The sequence below is a fragment of the Cribrihabitans neustonicus genome (genome assembly GCF_048820895.1).
Taxonomy (GTDB): Bacteria; Pseudomonadota; Alphaproteobacteria; order Rhodobacterales; family Rhodobacteraceae; genus Cribrihabitans_A; species Cribrihabitans_A neustonicus.
Genome location: NZ_JBMERQ010000002.1, coordinates 133505 through 150348 on the forward strand (window position 1 = coordinate 133505; position 16844 = coordinate 150348).

At 66.0% G+C, this 16844-nt stretch carries 18 protein-coding genes; 12 read left to right on the forward strand and 6 right to left on the reverse strand.

All coding sequences use genetic code 11. From position 1 onward, the window contains the following. Window positions 1-105 precede the first annotated feature (105 nt). Window positions 106-858, forward strand: coding sequence for a bifunctional demethylmenaquinone methyltransferase/2-methoxy-6-polyprenyl-1,4-benzoquinol methylase UbiE (gene ubiE, locus ACOHWE_RS05765; RefSeq protein ID WP_420664868.1), 753 nt, complete (start codon window positions 106-108; stop codon window positions 856-858). 3 nt (window positions 859-861) lie between these two features. Beyond that, window positions 862-2391, forward strand: a complete 1530-nt coding sequence (gene ubiB / locus ACOHWE_RS05770) for a 2-polyprenylphenol 6-hydroxylase (protein WP_420664869.1) — start codon at window positions 862-864, stop codon at window positions 2389-2391. Between the two features lie 205 nt (window positions 2392-2596). Here ubiB and ACOHWE_RS05775 read toward each other — a convergent pair whose 3' ends face one another. Next, window positions 2597-3772 carry an acetyl-CoA C-acyltransferase family protein gene (locus tag ACOHWE_RS05775; RefSeq protein ID WP_420664871.1) on the reverse strand — a complete coding sequence of 392 codons (1176 nt, stop codon included), beginning with the start codon at window positions 3770-3772 and terminating at the stop codon, window positions 2597-2599. A 139-nt stretch (window positions 3773-3911) separates the two neighbouring features. On the opposite strand from ACOHWE_RS05775, the gene ACOHWE_RS05780 reads away from it, so the two are divergent. Beyond that, a complete protein-coding gene (locus ACOHWE_RS05780) occupies window positions 3912-4478 on the forward strand; it encodes a helix-turn-helix domain-containing protein (protein WP_420664873.1) in 567 nt (188 codons plus the stop codon). Window positions 4479-4571: 93 nt separating this feature from the next. On the opposite strand, the gene ACOHWE_RS05785 is transcribed toward ACOHWE_RS05780, so the two are convergent. Then, window positions 4572-4973, reverse strand: a complete 402-nt coding sequence (locus ACOHWE_RS05785; RefSeq protein WP_420664874.1) for a VOC family protein — start codon at window positions 4971-4973, stop codon at window positions 4572-4574. 184 nt (window positions 4974-5157) lie between these two features. Here ACOHWE_RS05785 and ACOHWE_RS05790 point away from each other — a divergent pair, with 184 nt between their 5' ends. Next, on the forward strand, window positions 5158-6345 hold the full coding sequence (locus ACOHWE_RS05790) for a glycine C-acetyltransferase (protein WP_420664876.1): 1188 nt from the start codon (window positions 5158-5160) through the stop codon (window positions 6343-6345). A 14-nt stretch (window positions 6346-6359) separates the two neighbouring features. Beyond that, window positions 6360-7388, forward strand: coding sequence for an L-threonine 3-dehydrogenase (gene tdh / locus ACOHWE_RS05795; RefSeq protein WP_420665900.1), 1029 nt, complete (start codon window positions 6360-6362; stop codon window positions 7386-7388). 113 nt (window positions 7389-7501) lie between these two features. Here tdh and ACOHWE_RS05800 read toward each other — a convergent pair whose 3' ends face one another. Continuing rightward, window positions 7502-8125, reverse strand: coding sequence for a metallophosphoesterase (locus ACOHWE_RS05800; protein WP_420664878.1), 624 nt, complete (start codon window positions 8123-8125; stop codon window positions 7502-7504). Window positions 8126-8436: 311 nt separating this feature from the next. On the opposite strand from ACOHWE_RS05800, the gene ACOHWE_RS05805 reads away from it, so the two are divergent. After that, the gene (locus ACOHWE_RS05805; RefSeq protein ID WP_420664880.1) at window positions 8437-8829 is read left to right on the forward strand and encodes a hypothetical protein; all 393 of its coding nucleotides are present in this window, start codon (window positions 8437-8439) and stop codon (window positions 8827-8829) included. 67 nt (window positions 8830-8896) lie between these two features. Here the strand turns inward: ACOHWE_RS05805 and serA are convergent, their stop codons facing one another. After that, entirely contained in the window at window positions 8897-10492 is a 1596-nt protein-coding gene (gene serA, locus ACOHWE_RS05810) for a phosphoglycerate dehydrogenase (protein ID WP_420664882.1), read from the reverse strand. A gap of 88 nt (window positions 10493-10580) precedes the next feature. Continuing rightward, a complete protein-coding gene (locus tag ACOHWE_RS05815) occupies window positions 10581-11726 on the reverse strand; it encodes a phosphoserine transaminase (RefSeq protein WP_420664883.1) in 1146 nt (381 codons plus the stop codon). A 271-nt stretch (window positions 11727-11997) separates the two neighbouring features. Here ACOHWE_RS05815 and serB point away from each other — a divergent pair, with 271 nt between their 5' ends. The 5 genes from serB (at window position 11998) to ACOHWE_RS05840 (ending at window position 15027) form a co-directional block, all read left to right on the forward strand. Continuing rightward, the gene (serB, locus tag ACOHWE_RS05820) at window positions 11998-12897 is read left to right on the forward strand and encodes a phosphoserine phosphatase SerB (protein WP_420664884.1); all 900 of its coding nucleotides are present in this window, start codon (window positions 11998-12000) and stop codon (window positions 12895-12897) included. 11 nt (window positions 12898-12908) lie between these two features. Further along, window positions 12909-13667 carry a TSUP family transporter gene (locus ACOHWE_RS05825; protein ID WP_420665901.1) on the forward strand — a complete coding sequence of 253 codons (759 nt, stop codon included), beginning with the start codon at window positions 12909-12911 and terminating at the stop codon, window positions 13665-13667. Window positions 13668-13885: 218 nt separating this feature from the next. Further along, window positions 13886-14206 (forward strand): ArsR/SmtB family transcription factor, encoded by a 321-nt coding sequence (locus ACOHWE_RS05830; RefSeq protein WP_420664886.1) that lies wholly within the window; start codon window positions 13886-13888, stop codon window positions 14204-14206. Continuing rightward, window positions 14203-14643, forward strand: a complete 441-nt coding sequence (locus ACOHWE_RS05835; RefSeq protein WP_420664888.1) for an SRPBCC family protein — start codon at window positions 14203-14205, stop codon at window positions 14641-14643. The genes ACOHWE_RS05830 and ACOHWE_RS05835 overlap by 4 nt, the downstream gene beginning before the upstream one ends. A 63-nt stretch (window positions 14644-14706) precedes the next feature. Then, complete coding sequence (locus ACOHWE_RS05840; protein ID WP_420664889.1) at window positions 14707-15027, forward strand: YciI family protein; 321 nt, start codon at window positions 14707-14709, stop codon at window positions 15025-15027. A 36-nt stretch (window positions 15028-15063) separates the two neighbouring features. Here ACOHWE_RS05840 and ACOHWE_RS05845 read toward each other — a convergent pair whose 3' ends face one another. Further along, window positions 15064-16062: an asparaginase gene (locus tag ACOHWE_RS05845; RefSeq protein WP_420664890.1), complete on the reverse strand. Its 999-nt coding sequence runs from the start codon at window positions 16060-16062 to the stop codon at window positions 15064-15066. A gap of 173 nt (window positions 16063-16235) precedes the next feature. Here ACOHWE_RS05845 and ACOHWE_RS05850 point away from each other — a divergent pair, with 173 nt between their 5' ends. Next, window positions 16236-16766 carry an invasion associated locus B family protein gene (locus ACOHWE_RS05850; RefSeq protein WP_420664892.1) on the forward strand — a complete coding sequence of 177 codons (531 nt, stop codon included), beginning with the start codon at window positions 16236-16238 and terminating at the stop codon, window positions 16764-16766. The last annotated feature ends 78 nt before the right edge of the window (window positions 16767-16844 follow it).

A 16844-nucleotide genomic window follows, 5' to 3' on the forward strand; every position in this document is an offset into this window, starting at 1 on the left:
CTCCTGACGCGAAAGACATTCGGACCGCTGGGACCGCAGGGGCAGCATTGTGCCCCGGCCTCAGCGCCCTATAACTGGGGCCAACCTTGGGAAACGGCAAGCCGCATGAGCGATAGATCAGACAAAACCACCCACTTCGGCTTCGAAACCGTGCCGGAGGGCGAGAAGGCCGGCCGCGTGCAGGGGGTCTTCAACTCGGTGGCCTCGAAATACGATATCATGAACGACGTGATGAGCGCCGGCATCCACCGGGTCTGGAAAGACGCGATGATGGACTGGCTGGCGCCGCGGCCCGGCCAGCGGCTGCTGGATGTAGCGGGCGGCACCGGCGACATCTCTTTCCGCTTCCTGCGCCGTGCTGGCCACGGCCATGCCACCGTGCTGGACCTTACCCGCCCGATGCTGGAGGAAGGCCGCAAGCGCGCCGAGGCTGCGCAGATGGCAGACAGCCTCGACTGGGTGACCGGCGATGCAATGGCGCTGCCGTTCAAGGACAACACCTTCGACGTCTACACGATCTCCTTCGGCATACGGAACGTAACCCGTCCGCAGGAGGCCCTGAACGAGGCCTACCGCGTGCTGAAGCCCGGCGGGCGGCTGATGGTGCTGGAGTTCTCGCAGCTGCCCAACGACGGCCTGCAGAAGCTTTATGACCTCTATTCCTTCAACGTGATCCCGCGCATGGGCCAGCTGATCGCGGGCGACTACGACAGCTACCAGTATCTGGTGGAGTCGATCCGCAACTTCCCCGACCAGGAGACCTTCCTGGGCATGGTCAAACAGGCCGGGTTCGAAAACGCCAAGTACCGCAACCTGTCGATGGGCATCGCCGCCCTGCACTCCGGCTGGAAGATCTGATTCATGCGCGGCCCCCACAACATCCTCCGCCTGATCCGCACCGGCGCCACCTTCGAGCGCACTGGCGCGATGCATTCGGTGCTGGAGGCCTTCAATGCGCCCAAGCCTGTGCGGGTGCTGGCCCGGCTTTTGGGCTGGCCGTTCAAATGGCTCGGCTACAAGGGCGACCCTTCGATGCCGCCGGAAACCCGTGCCCTGAACGCGCTGGGGCCCGCCTACATCAAGTTCGGCCAGGTGCTCTCGACCCGGCCCGACGTGGTCGGCAAGGACCTCGCCAATCAGCTCCGGGTGCTGCAGGACAAGCTGCCGCCCTTCTCCCGTGCAGAGGCGCTGGCCGAGGTCGAGAAGGAGCTGGGCAGGCCGGTGTCCGAAATCTTCGCCGAGTTCAGCGACCCGATCGCCGCTGCCTCCATCGCTCAGGTGCACCGCGCCCGGGTTGTGGAGACCGGCCAGGAAGTCGCGGTCAAGGTGCTGCGCCCGGGGATCGAGCGCGCCTTCAACCGCGACGTCGATGCCTTCTACTTCGCCGCCCGCGTCATCGACCTCTTCGCACCGGCGGCCCGCCGCCTGAAGCCGGTTGACGTGATCGAGCATTTCGACGGCGTGGTGCAGGGCGAGCTTGACCTGCGGCTGGAAAGCGCCGCAGCCTCCGAGTTCGCCGCAAATACGGAACAGGACGAAGGCTTCGTTCTGCCTGAGATCCTGTGGAACTATTCCGCCCGCCGGGTGATGACGATGGGCTGGGCCGACGGGCTGCCGCTTGGCGACAACGACGCGCTGGACGCGGCCGGCCACGACCGCCGCAAGCTTGCCCAGCGGGTGCTTTCCCTGTTCCTGCGCCACGCCCTGCGCGACGGCTTTTTCCATGCCGACATGCACCAGGGCAACCTGAAGGTCGCCGCCAACGGCGACCTCATCGCCTATGATTTCGGCATCATGGGCCATATCGACGAATACACCCGCCGGGTCTATGCCGAGATCCTTTACGGGTTCATCAAGCGCGACTACAAGCGCGTGGCCGAGGTGCATTTCGAGGCGGGCTACGTCCCCGCCGACCGCGACGTCGATGCCTTCGCGCGCGCCCTGCGCGCCGTGGGCGAGCCGATCTTCGGCATGGACGCCTCGCATATCTCCATGGGGCGGCTGCTCAACTACCTCTTCGAAGTGACCGAGCGCTTCGGCATGGAAACCCGCACCGAGCTGATCCTTCTTCAGCGCACCATGGTGGTGGTTGAAGGCGTCGCCCGCTCGCTCGATCCGCATATCAACATCTGGGAAACCGCCCGCCCGGTGGTGGAGGACTACATCAAGAAATCCATCGGCCCGCGCGCCGTGGTCAACGACTTGGTGGATACCGCCAAGGTGATGGCCCGTTTCGGCCCGCGCCTGCCCGCGCTGGTGGAGCAGGCGCTTATCGCCCAGGCCCAGGAAGGCCGCCGCAACCGTCTCGCGCCCGAAAGCTGGGCCCTGCCCGTGGTGCTTGGCGCGCTTGGCGGCGCGGGCCTCACCGCCGTGCTCACCCTGCTGCTCTAGCGCGCCAGCCTCTTCTTCTGGCCCCAAATATCCCGGGGGTAAGGCTAAAGGCCGAGGGGGCAGCGCCCCCTCCCCTGCTTTCCAACTAAAAAGCCGGCCCGCGTTCCCGCAGCCCGGCCCATTCTTCCTCTTGCCCCAAATATCCTGGGGGTGAGCGCCAAAGGCGCGAGGGGGCAAGGCCCCCTCACCCCAACATTGCCAGGCTTTACAACCGCTCGATCGCCAGCGCGATGCCCTGGCCGCCGCCGATGCACATGGTGACCAGCGCTTTCGAGCCGCCGATGCGCTCCAGCTCGTAGAGCGCCTTCAGGGTGATGATCGCGCCTGTGGCGCCCACCGGGTGGCCCAGCGCGATGGCGCCGCCGTTCGGGTTCACCTTGGCCGGATCAAGCCCCAGCTCCTTGTTCACCGCCAGCGCCTGGGAGGCGAAGGCCTCATTCGATTCGATCACGTCGAAATCGCCCGCTGAAAGTCCGGTGCGCTCCAGCAGTTTCCGCACCGCGGGCACCGGGCCGATGCCCATCACCTCGGGGCGCACGCCGGCATGGGCGTAGCCGAGGATGCGGGCCTTGGGCTTCAGCCCCGCGCGCTCCGCCGCGTCCGCCGTCGCCAGCACCATCGCCGCCGCGCCGTCGTTGATGCCGCTGGCGTTGCCCGCAGTTACCCGGCCGTCCTTCTTGAACACCGCCTTGAGCCCCGCCAGCGCCTCCAGGGTGCTCGCCTTCGGATGCTCGTCCACCTCGAAGGGCACCAGGTCGCGTTTCACCTTCACCTCGACCGGGGTGATCTGGCTCTGGAAATGACCGGCCTCAATCGCCGCGGCAGCGCGGGTCTGGCTGGCCATGGCAAATTCGTCCATCTGCTCGCGGGTGATCCCGTGCTCATCGGCAACATTCTCCGCCGTCACCCCCATGTGGCCGGTGCCGAAGGGGCAGTTCAGCGCGCCCAGCATCATATCGAGCGACTTCACGTCGCCCATCTTCGCGCCCCAGCGGCTCTGCTGGATGATGTAGGGGCTGCGCGACATGTTCTCGGCGCCGCCGGCCAGCGCGAACTCCGCATCGCCCATCGCCAGCGACTGCATGGAGGAGACGATGGCCTGCACGCCCGAACCGCAGAGGCGGTTCACGTTCATTGCCGGCACGGTCTCGGGGATGCCCGCCTGCATCGCCGCGGCGCGGCTCAGGTACATGTCGCGCGGCTCGGTGTTGATGATGTGGCCAAAGACCACGTGGCCGATCTGCTCCGGCGCCACGCCGGAGCGCTCCAGCGCCGCTTTCGACACGGTGGTGGCCAGGTCGATGGGCGCGGTATTTGCCAGCGCGCCGCCGAAGGTGCCGATCGCGGTGCGGGCGCCGTCCAGGATCACGATATCGCTCATTTGTCTCTCCTCGTCAGATTTGGCGGCAGTATGCACCCGCAGAAAAAGCCTGTCTGCCGCTACGTGCCGTCACCGGTCTTCCGCAGGCCAAACTCCGGATCATTTGACAAATCTGCTCCGCGGGCGCAGAGATTCCGTCATGACGGAGACCAGAGACGATATCCTGACCCTGCTGCCCGCCCGGCTGAAAGAGGCCCGCCGCGCGCAAGGCTTGAGCCTGGAGGCGGTGGCCAACCTCTCCGGTGTCAGCCGCTCGATGGTGAGCCAGATCGAGCGCGGCGAGAGCTCGCCCACCATCGCGACGCTATGGAACCTCACCCGCGCACTGCAGGTGGATTTTGCCGGCCTCCTGGAGGCAGGCGACGCCCGGGACCGTATCGAGGTGCTGCGCGCCGCCGAGGTGCCGAAGATCGACAATATGGGCCAGGGCTGCCGCATCCGCATCCTCTCCCCGCCCGAGGAGGCCGGGGGGCACGAGGTCTATGACATCCGCTTCGAGCCGGGCGGGGCGCTGGTCAGCCAGCCTCACACCCGCGGCGCGCTGGAGCAGCTGACGGTGCTGGAGGGCGAGATAGCGGTCACGTCCGGCACCGCGCAGGACCGGCTGCAGGCGGGCGATACCGCGCGCTACGCCGCCGATGTAGCGCATTCGATCACCGCGCCGGATAGCGCCGCGCGGGTCTTTCTGATCGTGAAGAACGCCTGAGACGGCACGCCCAGGCGCTTCACAGCGCCTTGCAAGGCCGTTGCAACGGCCTTGGGCGCCCGGCGGTGCCGCCGGACATAGCGTTTCGAGGGCTCAGCCCTTGCCCTTTTCCTCCCAGAGCTTTGGCTCCCACAGTTCCACCTTGTTGCCCTCCGGATCCATGATCCAGGCGAAGCAGCCGTTCTCGAAGGTCTCCGGGCCCTTCAGGATCGGGATGCCCGCATCCCCAAGCCGCGTGATCATGCCGTCCATGTCATCTACCCGGTAGTTCACCATGAAGGACGCCGTGCTCGGCGCAAACCAGTCGCCGTCTGCCTCCGCCGTGGCCCAGACCGTGAGGCCCCCGTCCCCGGCCGTGTCGTCCCGCCAGTTCAGCACCGCGCCGCCGAAATCCGAGAGCTCGAGCCCAAGGTGATCGCGGTACCATTCCGCCAGCGCCGTGGCATCCCCGCGCGCCTTGATGAAAACGCCGCCGATTCCTGTTACCCTCGCCATGCGCGCACCCTCCCGCTGCTTGATCCGCGAGATAGCCCGGCGGCGCGGAAGTCCAAACGCGCCCGGAGGCGAACGGCGGAGCGTCCAGTTTCACGGATTTTTTTCCGGGATAGCGAAATCCTGTATTCCGGATATTTGTCCGCTATGCTAGAGGTCCGACTCGACACGAAGAGGGAGTTTGCTCATGTCCGACGCTTTTCTGACCGATATCTCCAACACGCTGGCCCAGATCGAGGCCGAAGGTCTCTACAAGCGCGAACGAATGATCACCTCCCCGCAGGGGGGCGAGATCACGGTTGGCGGCCGACAGGTGATCAACCTCTGCGCCAATAACTATCTTGGTCTCGCCGACCACCCCGCCCTGATCAAGGCGGCGAAGGACGCGATGGAGCCCAAGGGCTTCGGCATGGCCTCGGTCCGCTTCATCTGCGGCACGCAGGACATTCACCGCGAGTTGGAGCAACGGCTGGCGAAGTTTCTCGGCAAAGACGACGCGATCCTGTTTGCCGCCTGTTTCGACGCCAACGGCGGGCTGTTCGAGCCGCTTCTGGGCCCGGAGGATGCGATCATCTCCGACAGCCTCAACCACGCCTCGATCATCGACGGGGTGCGGCTGTGCAAGGCGAGGCGCTACCGCTACCTCAACAGCGACATGAACGACCTGGAGGCCTGGCTGAAACAGGCCCGCGAGGACGGCGCGCGCCATATCATGATCGCGACCGATGGCGTGTTCTCGATGGACGGCTACCTGGCCAAGCTGCCGGCGATCCGGGCGCTTGCGGACAAGTATGATGCGGTGGTGATGGTGGACGACTGCCACGCCACCGGTTTCATGGGGCAGACTGGTGCCGGCACTCCGGAGCATTTCGGTGTGGAGGTAGACATTCTCACAGGGACCTTGGGCAAAGCACTTGGGGGGGCCATCGGCGGTTACATCGCCGGGCCGCAGCCAGTGATCGACCTGCTGCGGCAGCGGGCGCGGCCCTACTTGTTCTCCAATTCGCTGCCGCCATCGATTGTTGCTGCCGGGCTGGAGGCGATCCGGCTGGTGGAAGAAGGGGACAGTTTGCGCGCGCAGCTGTTCAAGAATGCGAAGTATTGGCGCGATGGGCTGGAGAAGCTGGGCTTTGATCTTTTGCCCGGTGAGCATCCGATTGTGCCGGTGATGCTGGGCGAGGCGCAGCTCGCGCAGGACATGGCTGCCAGGCTGTTTGACGAGGGCGTCTATGTTTCGGGCTTCTTCTTCCCCGTCGTGCCGCGCGGCCAGGCCCGCATCCGAACGCAGATGAACGCCGCGCTCACGCGGGACGAACTGGACCGGGCGCTTGCGGCGTTCGGCAAGGTCGGCAAGGAACTGGGGGTGATCGCATGAGCCTGCCCAACACGATGAAGGCGCTGGAGAAATCGCACCCCCGCGAGGGGCTGTGGATGGTTCGCGCGCCGGTGCCGGAGATTGGCCCGGACGATGTGCTGATCAAGGTGAGGAAGACCGGCATCTGCGGCACCGACATCCACATCTGGAACTGGGACGAATGGGCTGCCCATACCGTCCCGGTTCCGATGATCACCGGCCACGAGTTCGCGGGCGAGATCGTCGAAATCGGCCGCGACGTCACCGGCCTCAAGGTCGGGCAGCGCTGTTCCGGCGAAGGCCACCTGATCCAGACCGACTCGCGCCAGTCGCGGGCGGGCAAGTTCCACCTCGACCCCGGCACCCGCGGCATAGGGGTGAACGAGCAGGGCGCCTTTGCCGAATACCTGCGCCTGCCCGCTTTCAACGTGGTGCCGCTGCCGGATGACATTCCGGACGAGATCGGCGCCATTCTCGACCCGCTGGGCAATGCGGTGCACACCGCGCTGAGCTTCGATCTGCTGGGCGAGGACGTGCTTGTGACCGGTGCCGGGCCGATCGGAATCATGGCCGCCGCGGTGGCGCGCCATGCGAGCGCGCGGCACGTGGTGATCACCGACATCAACCCCGCGCGGCTGAAGCTGGCGGCGGAAGTGGTGCCCTCGGTGCGGCCGGTGAATGCTGCAGAAGAGGATTTGCAGGACGTGATCCATGAGCTCGGCATGAAGCAGGGCTTTGACGTGGGGCTGGAGATGTCGGGCAGCCAGGCGGCACTCGACCAGATGGTGGAAGCCCTGGTAATGGGCGGGCGCATCGCGCTCCTGGGCATCCCGCCCGGCAAGTCGCCGGTGGACTGGAGCCGCATCGTCTTCAAGGCGATCACCATCAAGGGCGTCTATGGCCGGGAGATGTTCGAGACCTGGTACAAGATGATCGCGATGCTGCAGAACGGGCTCGACGTGAGCCGGGTGATCACCCACCGGTTCGCGGTCGACGATTTTGCCGAAGGATTTGCGGCGATGAAGTCCGGCGGCAGCGGCAAGGTGGTGCTGGACTGGACCTGACCGCCCTGCCCGTCGGGTTTCTCAGGCCAAAGAGGGAGGGGGCGTTGCCCCCTCGCGCCGTCGGCGCTCACCCCCAGGATATTTTCGGCAAGAGGAAGCGGGCGGGCAGCGTCTCAGGGGGTGACCGGTTCCCGGCCCGCCCTGGTGAGCCGCCAGACCCTGCCGTCCTCGAAAACGGCTGCGGTGGGCGGGCGGCCGTAGCCCGCACCGCTGTCGAGATTCACCCGGTTGCCATAGTGGCGCGGCTCCTGCAGCGCCGTATGTCCGTGCACGATCAGTTTGGGATGCGGCTCCGCGTGGCCAAGGAACTCCTGCCGAATCCAAAGGAGGTCGGTTTCGCTCTGGCTGCGCAGGGGGATGCCTGGGCGGATGCCCGCGTGCACGAAGGCGATGCCCGGCGCCTCCCAGAGGGCTGGCAAGCCGCGCAGGAAGGCGGCATGGGCGGGTGGCACTAAGTCCAAGGCCTTGGCATGCACCTCGGAGAGGCGGCTGCGGGAATCGAAGGTGACACCGTAGCTCGCCAGCGTCCTGTCCCCGCCAATGCGCTCGTGCAGCCAGTGGTGGCCAATCAGCAAGTGCGGATCGTGACGGGGCACGTTTTCCAGGAACCATTCGAACATGCGGTCGTGATTGCCCTTGAGGCAGACCCAGTTGCGCCCCGCGGCCTGCCCTTGCAGCAGCAGTTCGATTACGCCGCGGCTGTCGGGCCCGCGGTCGATGTAGTCGCCAAGGAACACCACCCGCGCCGCCCGGCCTCGATCAGGGCCAGCGCCGCCTCGAGCATGGCGCGCTGGCCGTGGATGTCTCCGATGGCATAGAGGGGGGCGGTCATGCGCTGGCTCCGGCGTTGCTTGCCTCTTTTGTGCCTGACGCGGGCGGCGGGGAAAAGAGCGGCGCGGGAATCATCCGTTCCCGGACGGCCGACGGGCGCCGCCTGGGGCAGCGGTTTTACGGTAAATTTCGCTCCAGGGCGTGTATTCTGGCGCCGCGGCCGGCCGGGTGCCGGGGGTGGCCGGGCCGCAGTTGCAGTTAGCAGGGAGAAACAGTGATGACGGGTCTCAGCCGGATTTTCATGAGTATAGCCATTCTGTCGGCGCTGGCCGGCATGGTCTGGGGCATCCAGATGGCCGCCAGCAAGGACCACCTGCTGGCGCCGGGCCATGGGCATCTGAACCTTTTGGGGTGGGTAAGCTGCGCGATCTTCGCCTTCTACTACCACCTCGTGCCCGAAGCCGAGGCCGGGCTGCTGCCGCGGCTCCACCTGGGCTGCGCGGTGCTTTCCCTGCTGCTGCTGGTGCCCGGCATCCCGCTTGCAATCCTGGAGCGCACCGAGGCGCTGGCCCAGGCGGGGTCGATGGTGGCGCTGGTGTCCATGCTGCTGTTTGCCGCCGTGGTCTGGCGGGGCCGGCGGGCGGCGGGGACCGCGGCGCTGCGGGGCTGAGCGGGCAAAAAAAACACCCCCGCTGAAGGCGGGGGTGTTTCCGGTGTGGTCTAAGGCCGCGGGAGCCTCAGGCGACGTCAAATTCCAGCGGCTTGATCTGGTTGAACAGACCGGTTTCCGCCAGCTTCGCGCGCACTTCGGCCGGCACCGGGTTGTCGACATAAAGCAGCGCGATCGCCTCGCCGCCCGCCGAGGAACGCCCGAGGGTGAAGTTCGCGATATTGACGCCGCTGTCGCCCAGCGTGTGGCCCAGGGTGCCGATGATGCCGGGAACGTCGTCGTTGGTGGTGTAGAGCATATGCGCGCCCACATCCGCCTCGATGTTGATGCCCTTGATCTGGATGAAGCGGGGCTTCTTGTCCGAGAACACGGTGCCCGCCACCGAGCGCTCGCGCTTGGATGTCACCGCGGTCACCTTGATGTAGCCGTCAAAGGCGCCGGACTTGTCCTGGTTGGTGGTGGAGATCTGCACGCCGCGCTCCTTGGCAACGACCGGGGCGGAGACCAGATTCACCTCCGGGTTCACCCGCTTCATGATGCCCGCGATCACCGCGCAGTTGAGCGCTTCCAGGTTCATGCCGGCGGCGACCCCGTCATAGAGGATGTTGATCGCTCTCAGCGGCTCGTCGGTCATCTGGCCGACGAAGCTGCCCAAGTGATCGGCGAGCTTGATCCAGGGGCCCATGACCTTGGCTTCCTCTGCGGTGACGCTCGGCATGTTGAGCGCATTTTCCACCGCACCGGTGAGCAAGTAGTTCGACATCTGCTCCGCCACCTGCAGAGCAACGTTTTCCTGCGCCTCGGTGGTGGCCGCTCCCAGGTGCGGGGTGCAGACCACGTTGGGCAGGCCGAACAGCGGGTTCTCCTTGGCGGGCTCCTCGCCGAAGACGTCAAAGGCGGCTCCTGCCACGTGGCCGGAGGTCAGCAGCTCGGCGAGCGCGGCCTCGTCCACCAGGCCGCCGCGGGCGCAGTTGATGATGCGCACGCCCTTCTTGGTCTTCTCCAGGTTTTCTTTGGAGAGGATGTTGCGGGTCTGCTCGGTCAGCGGCACGTGCAGGGTGATGAAGTCGGCGCGCGCCAGCAGTTCCTCCAGCTCGACCTTCTCGACACCCATCTTGTCGGCCTTCTCGGTGCTCAGATAGGGGTCATAGGCCACGACCTTCATCTTCAGCCCTCGGGCACGGTCGCAAACGATGCCGCCGATGTTGCCCGCGCCGATCACGCCCAGGGTCTTGCCGGTGAGCTCGGTGCCCATGAATTTGGACTTTTCCCATTTGCCCGCATGGGTGGAGACGGAAGCCTCCGGAATCTGGCGGGCAACGGCGAACATCATTGCGATCGCATGTTCGGCGGTAGTGATCATGTTGCCGAAGGGCGTGTTCATCACAATAACGCCGCGCTTCGAGGCGGCTTCTTTGTCGATGTTGTCGGTGCCGATGCCGGCACGGCCGATCACCTTCAGGTTCGTGGCGTTCTCGAGGATCTTCTCGGTTACCTTGGTGGCGGAGCGGATGGCGAGGCCGTCGTACTGGCCGATGACCTCGGCGAGCTTGTCCTTGTCTTTGCCCAGGTTGGGCTGAAAGTCGACCTCGATGCCGCGGTCGCGGAAAATCTGAACGGCGGCTTCAGAGAGCTTGTCGGAGATGAGTACTTTGGGAGCCATGGTTCTGGTCCTTTGTGTGCGGTGGCCGGAGTGCGGCCTGAAATTGGAAACGAGGGGAGCGCCCGGCGGTGCCGCCGGGCGGCATCACTCAGCCTTGCGCGGCGATCTCGGCCTCGAAGGCCCAGGAGAGCCAGGGCAGAAGGGCCTCGATATCGGCGGTCTCCACTGTGCCGCCGCACCAGATGCGCAGGCCGGCAGGCGCGTCGCGGTAGGCGCCGATGTCATAGGCGACGCCTTCGGCTTCCAGCCGCTTGGCCACCGCCTTGGCAAATGCCGCGCCGTCCTTGATGCGCGCGTCGGTGAACTTCAGGCAGACCGAGGTGTTCGACCGCGTCGCCGGGTCCTCCGCGAGGTTGGCGATCCAATCATTGGCCTCGGTGAAAGCGTGGATCGCAGCGGCGTTGGCATTGGCGCGGGCGATCAGCCCCTCCAGCCCGCCGACCGAGCGCGCCCACTCCAGCGCAAACAGGTAATCCTCGACCGCCAGCATCGACGGCGTGTTGATGGTCGCGCCGGTGAAGATCCCGTCGATCAGCTTGCCGCCCTTGGTCAGCCGGAAGATCTTCGGCAGCGGCCAGGCCGGGGTGTAGCTTTCCAGGCGTTCCACGGCACGGGGGGAGAGCACGATGACGCCATGCGCCGCCTCGCCGCCCAGCACTTTCTGCCAGGAGAAGGTAGTGACATCGAGCTTGCCCCAAGGCAGCTCCTGCGCGAAGGCGGCGGAGGTGGCATCGCAGATCGTCAGCCCCTCGCGGTCATCGGCGATCCAGTCGCCATTCGGCACGCGCACGCCGGAGGTGGTGCCGTTCCAGGTGAAGACCACGTCGTTCTTCGGATCCACGGTGGCGAGGTCGACGATTTCGCCATACTCGGCCGTCTTCACCTCGGCGTCGATTTTCAGCTGCTTCACCACATCGGTGACCCAGCCCGCGCCGAAGCTTTCCCAGGCCAGCATCTCGGCCTTGCGCTCGCCCAGCAGGTTCCACATCGCCATCTCCACCGCGCCGGTGTCGGAAGCAGGCACGATGCCGATCTTGTAGTCTGCGGGGATGCCCAGCACTTCGCGGGTGCCTTCGATAGCGGCAAGGAGCTTTTCCTTGCCCGCGGCAGCCCGGTGGCTGCGGCCCAGAGGCGCGCCCGCAAGCTTGGACAGTTCGAATGTGGGGGGTTTGGCGCAGGGGCCGGAGGAAAAACGCGGATTGGCCGGCCGCGCGGACGGTTGTGCAATAGCCATATGTGCTACCCTTCCAGATAAGCGCCCCTCGTTGGGGAGGGGTGTCCCACGGACAGGCGTAAGGTGCTGCAGCGCGGCAGGCAATAGAATTTTTGGGGGAAAACGGCGCATCGCGGAGTTTTTGCGACCTCGCTTGCCGCCTTTCGGAAACCTGCGCCCCGCTGCGACCACCCGCCGGCGGCCCCGCGCCGCGCTGCGGCACCAGCGGGGCTGGCCGTTCGCCCAAGCCGCCGCTAAGACAAAGCGAATCCTGACAACGCGGAGCCCGACCATGTATACCGCCACCCTGCTCGGCAACCCTCTCAGCCGCTCCCTGGAGCCTGCCCTGGCCGAATCGCTGCACAACGCCTGGGGCGGCAGCGGGCTGCGCTGGCTGAATCCCGGGGTCGCGGCAGAGTTTGCGCTGGCGGAGCGTCCGGACAACCAGTGGCAAGTCTGGGAAGACCTTCAGGCGGCGGGGGTCGACCTTGTGATCCAGGCCAGCGCCGGACGGCGGAAAAAGATGCTGCTTGCCGACATGGACAGCACCATGATCGAACAGGAGTGCATCGACGAGCTGGCCGACGAGGCCGGCGTGGGCGAGCGCGTGAAGGAGATCACCGCGCGCGCGATGAACGGCGAACTGAACTTCGAAGGCGCCCTGACCGAACGCGTCGGCCTGCTGAAAGGCCTGCCGGAAGCGGTGATCTCCAAGGTGCTCGACAGCCGCATCACCCTGATGCCGGGCGGGCCTCAGCTTCTGGCGACGATGAAGGCACACGGGGCGCATGCGGCGCTGGTTTCGGGCGGATTCACCGCCTTCACCGCCCGTGTGGCGGCACAACTGGGTTTTGATGAGAACCGCGCCAACCGCCTCCTGGCCGAAAACGGGGTGCTCACCGGCGATGTGGCGCGCCCGATTCTGGGCCGCGAGGCCAAGGTGGACGCGCTGGAGCAGATCACCGCGCGGCTGGGGATCAGCCCGGAGGAGGTGATCGCGGTCGGCGACGGGGCCAATGACCTCGGCATGCTGAAACGCGCAGGCGCCGGCGTGGCGCTGCACGCCAAGCCCTCTGTGGCGGCAGAATGCGAGATCCGTATCAACCACGGGGACCTGACTGCGCTGCTCTACATCCAGGGCTACGCCCGCGAAGACTTCCGCGACGCGCTGCCGGACCCGAGCGCGGGCTGACCCACACCATGATGCTGGAAGTGGGGTTCGAGACCTTGCTGCTCCTGATGGCGGCGGGGTTCGTGGCCGGGTTCATCGATGCGGTTGCGGGCGGCGGCGGTCTGATCACCCTGCCGGTGCTGGTGATCGCGGGTGCGGGACCGGTGACGGCGCTGGCCACCAACAAAATCCAGGGGCTGTTCGGCGCCGCGACGGCGACGCTGGCCTATGCCCGCGGCGGGCACGTGGACCTGCGCAGCCAGGCGGGCTCGGCCATGATCGCCTTTGGGGCGTCGATCGTGGGGGCGCTGCTGATCACCGTGCTCCCGACGGACTGGATCCGGCTAGCGCTGCCGGTGCTGCTGATCGGCATCGCGGTGTTCTTCGCACTCAAGAAGGGGCTGGGAGATCTCGACCGGCAGCGAAGGCTGTCTCCGGCGGTGTTTGCCGCCACCATGGTTCCATTCTGCGCCGCCTATGACGGGCTCCTCGGGCCCGGGGCGGGCAGCTTCTACATGCTCGCATTCGTCACGCTTGCGGGCTATGGCATCCTGAAGGCGACGGCGCATACCAAACTGCTGAACCTCGCCTCCAACGCGGGCGCGCTTGCAGCCTTTGCGCTGGTGGCAAAACCCTGGTGGATCACCGGCCTGCTGATGGGGCTGGCGCAGATCGCAGGCGCCCAGGCCGGCGCGCGGCTGGCCCAGCGCAAGGGCGCCCGGCTGATCAAGCCGCTGCTGGTTCTGACATCTCTGAGCCTGGCCGCCAAGCTGCTCTGGGATATGGCCTGAGCGGCGGAGACAAACCCCACTCCTGCCCGTCCCCCAAAAAAACGCACTGCAGCCCGCCCGCGGCTCAGGTGCGGATGCTTGGCGGCCCAGCGGGCGGAGGGTTTCTGCCCGAAAGCCTGACGGCGGACGGGAGTGTACCTGGTGGCCGCGCCGCCCTGGACGCCAGCAAGCACAAACTTAACCTTTCCATTAATTAACAAACGTGCTAAAAATAAAACATGACACCGCTTCTGAAATCCTTTGCCGCCCTGTCGGACGAAACCCGCCTTTCAATCGTCGAGCAGCTGCTGACTGACGGCGAGCTGCCGGCGGGCGATCTGGCGCAGGGATCGGGCATTTCGGCGCCCGCGATCTCGCGCCACCTAAAGGTCCTGCGCGAGGCCGGCCTGGTGCGCCAGCGCGCCGAAGGCACCCGCCGGCTTTATTCGGCACGCCCCGAGGGGCTGCGGCTGATTGGCGACTGGGTCAAGTCCCGGCGCGCCTTCTGGGAAGGGAGCCTGGACATGCTGGAAGCGGCCCTGATGGAGGACGAGGCATGAACGCATTGAACCTGCAACGGCATTTCCCGGTCAGTCCGGAAACCCTGTTCCACTGGGTAACCACGCCGGAGAAACTGTTGAAATGGTGGGGACCGGAAGGCCTGCACGTGCCCGAGCATGATTTGGACCTCAGCCGCACCGGCCCCTGGTACTCCATCATGCAGAACAGCGACGGCGAGCGCTATCACGTCTCGGGCCAGGTCACGCATGTGACCCCGCCGCAATCGGTCGGCTTCACCTGGGCCTGGCACGATGAGAACGGCACCCGGGGGGCAGAAAGCCATGTCACCTTTACCGTCGCCGCCGCGGAGGACGGCGCGCTCCTGGTGATTGATCACTGCGACCTGCCGGACAGCGAAGCGGCTGCGCGCCACGAGGAAGGCTGGAGCTCGACCCTGCGCAAGCTGGAGGCCCAGATCGCCGCCGCTGCGGACTGAGCCGGACCCGCTGGCCGCATAACCACACGACACCCGATTTCACGTCAGCAAGGGAGAGAGAAAATGCCACAGTTCATTTTTGCCTATCACGGCGGCAAGGCCCCGGAGACCGAAGAGGAAGGGCAGAAGGAAATGGCCGCCTGGAAGTCCTGGTTCGATGAAATGGGCAGCGCAGTCGCCATTCCCGGCAATCCCGTGGGCATGAGCAAGACTGTCAGCACCTCGGGCGTGGCAGATGACGGCGGCGCAAATCCATTGTCCGGATACACCGTTGTCGAGGCCGCCAGCATCGATGCGGCGTGTGACATGGCCAAAGGCTGCCCGATGGTCAAGTCCGGCAACGGCTCGGTCGAGGTGGCCGAAGTGATCGAAATGGAGATGTGATCTGAATGCCCCGGTCCTGCGCCGGGGCATTTTCCGTCAGAACAGCAGCTCCGCCGCAGGACGGATCGCCCCGCATTCCCGGCCCAGACGGCTGTAGAGCGGCGCATTCATGTATTTGCGGGTTTCAGGATGATCGGCCTCCAGCACGCCGAGGCTCACCAGAAGGGCCGCAATCGCGCATTCGCTGGCCCGGGTGGCACCATCGGCGATCTTGAGGGCGACACCCAGCTTCTGCTCCGGCAGGATCGCGACGAACACGGCTTCTGCGCCGGTCTTGATCGCCACCTTCCCGCCCATTGCACGCATAAGATTGGTGCAGGCGCGGGTCTCGCCCGCCACCAAGTCGGGGTGGGCCGTCATTGCAGCGACGAGCTGCTGCGCTGCTTCCGAGGCCCGGTCCGAGCGCTCCGCGGCGGTGGCAAACCAGGCCATCGCCCGGGCAAGTCCGGTGACGGAGGTGGCAAAATTCGGCGCCGAGCAGCCGTCGATTCCGTAGCCCGGGCTTTGCTCGCCAGTGACCTCCTCGAAGGCGGCGAGGCAGGCCTGCTGCACCGGGTGGTCCACCTCTATATATTCCGCACCGCCGCCAAGGTACTGGTTCAGCGTGAGGAAACCCGCGTGCTTGCCCGAGCAATTGTTGTGGATCTGGCAGGGGCTGCCATCCGACTTGATAAGCTCGTTGCGCGCCGGAATATCGTTGGGCAACTGGGGGCCACAGCGGAGATCGGCTTCCGCAAGCCCGAGCTGGCCGAGCCAGGCATTTACGCGGTCCGTATGGATATGCGCGCCGTTGTGGGAGGCGCAGGCCAGCGCCAGCTGGTCGGAGGCGAGCCCATAGCGCGCAGCGGCGCCGGAGGTAATCAGCGGCAGCGCTTGGATCATTTTGACCGACGAGCGCGGGTAGATCACCGCCTCAGGATCGCCCCAGCTGCGCACCACCTGGCCGCCCGCGCCGCAAATCACCGCATGGCCCAAGTGCAGGCTCTCCAGGAGCGGGCCGCGCCAGACTTCGGCCATCGGTACAGGTTTTGCCATCTTTCCTCCCGTTTTTCTGGGCGAAATCCTGCCAAAATGCACATTCGCCCGTGGTGATTGTTACGTGAGTGTGATTGTGTAGCGCAAGCGGGGAGGCCGGGATCAGATGGCGGTGGCAGCGCTGCAGCCTCCCCTAGGCAATTGAGGTAAAGACAGTCTTGGAGTCGGGACAAATGGCATTCAAACCCGCCCGCATTGCAGCGGGCCTGTGTCTGGCAGCATTCGCATCCATCGCAACCGCACAGGAAACCTCGGACAACCGGGTAGCGGCAAAGGTGGATTGGAGCGTTTTCCAGGAGGAGAACCCGAACGAATGCTGGAGCGTCTCAGCCCCGAAGGAAACCGTGAACACCCGCGATGGCCGCGTCGTGGCGGTGCGACGCAGCGCGATCCAGCTGTTCGTGACCTATGCGAAAGACAGCGACAAGAAGGGCGCGGTCTCCTTCACCGGCGGCTACCCCTTCGCGCCCGGGTCCACCGTCAACCTGAAGATCGGCGATTCCGAGTTCGAGCTGTTCACGGAAGGCGAGTGGGCCTGGCCTGCGACACCGGCCGATGATGGCAAGATCATCACCGCGATGAAGCGCGGGGCTGATGCGGTGCTCACTGCGCGGTCTGCCCGCGGCACCCAGACCAAGGATACTTTCTCGCTCCTGGGGTTCACTGCTGCGGTGGAGGAAGCCGAGAGACGCTGCAGCAGCTGAGCCGCAGCGGCCATCCTGCAAACCCCGGCCCGGCGCCGGGGTTTTTCTTTGCCGCATACCTGCCTGCCGCCCGCCGGC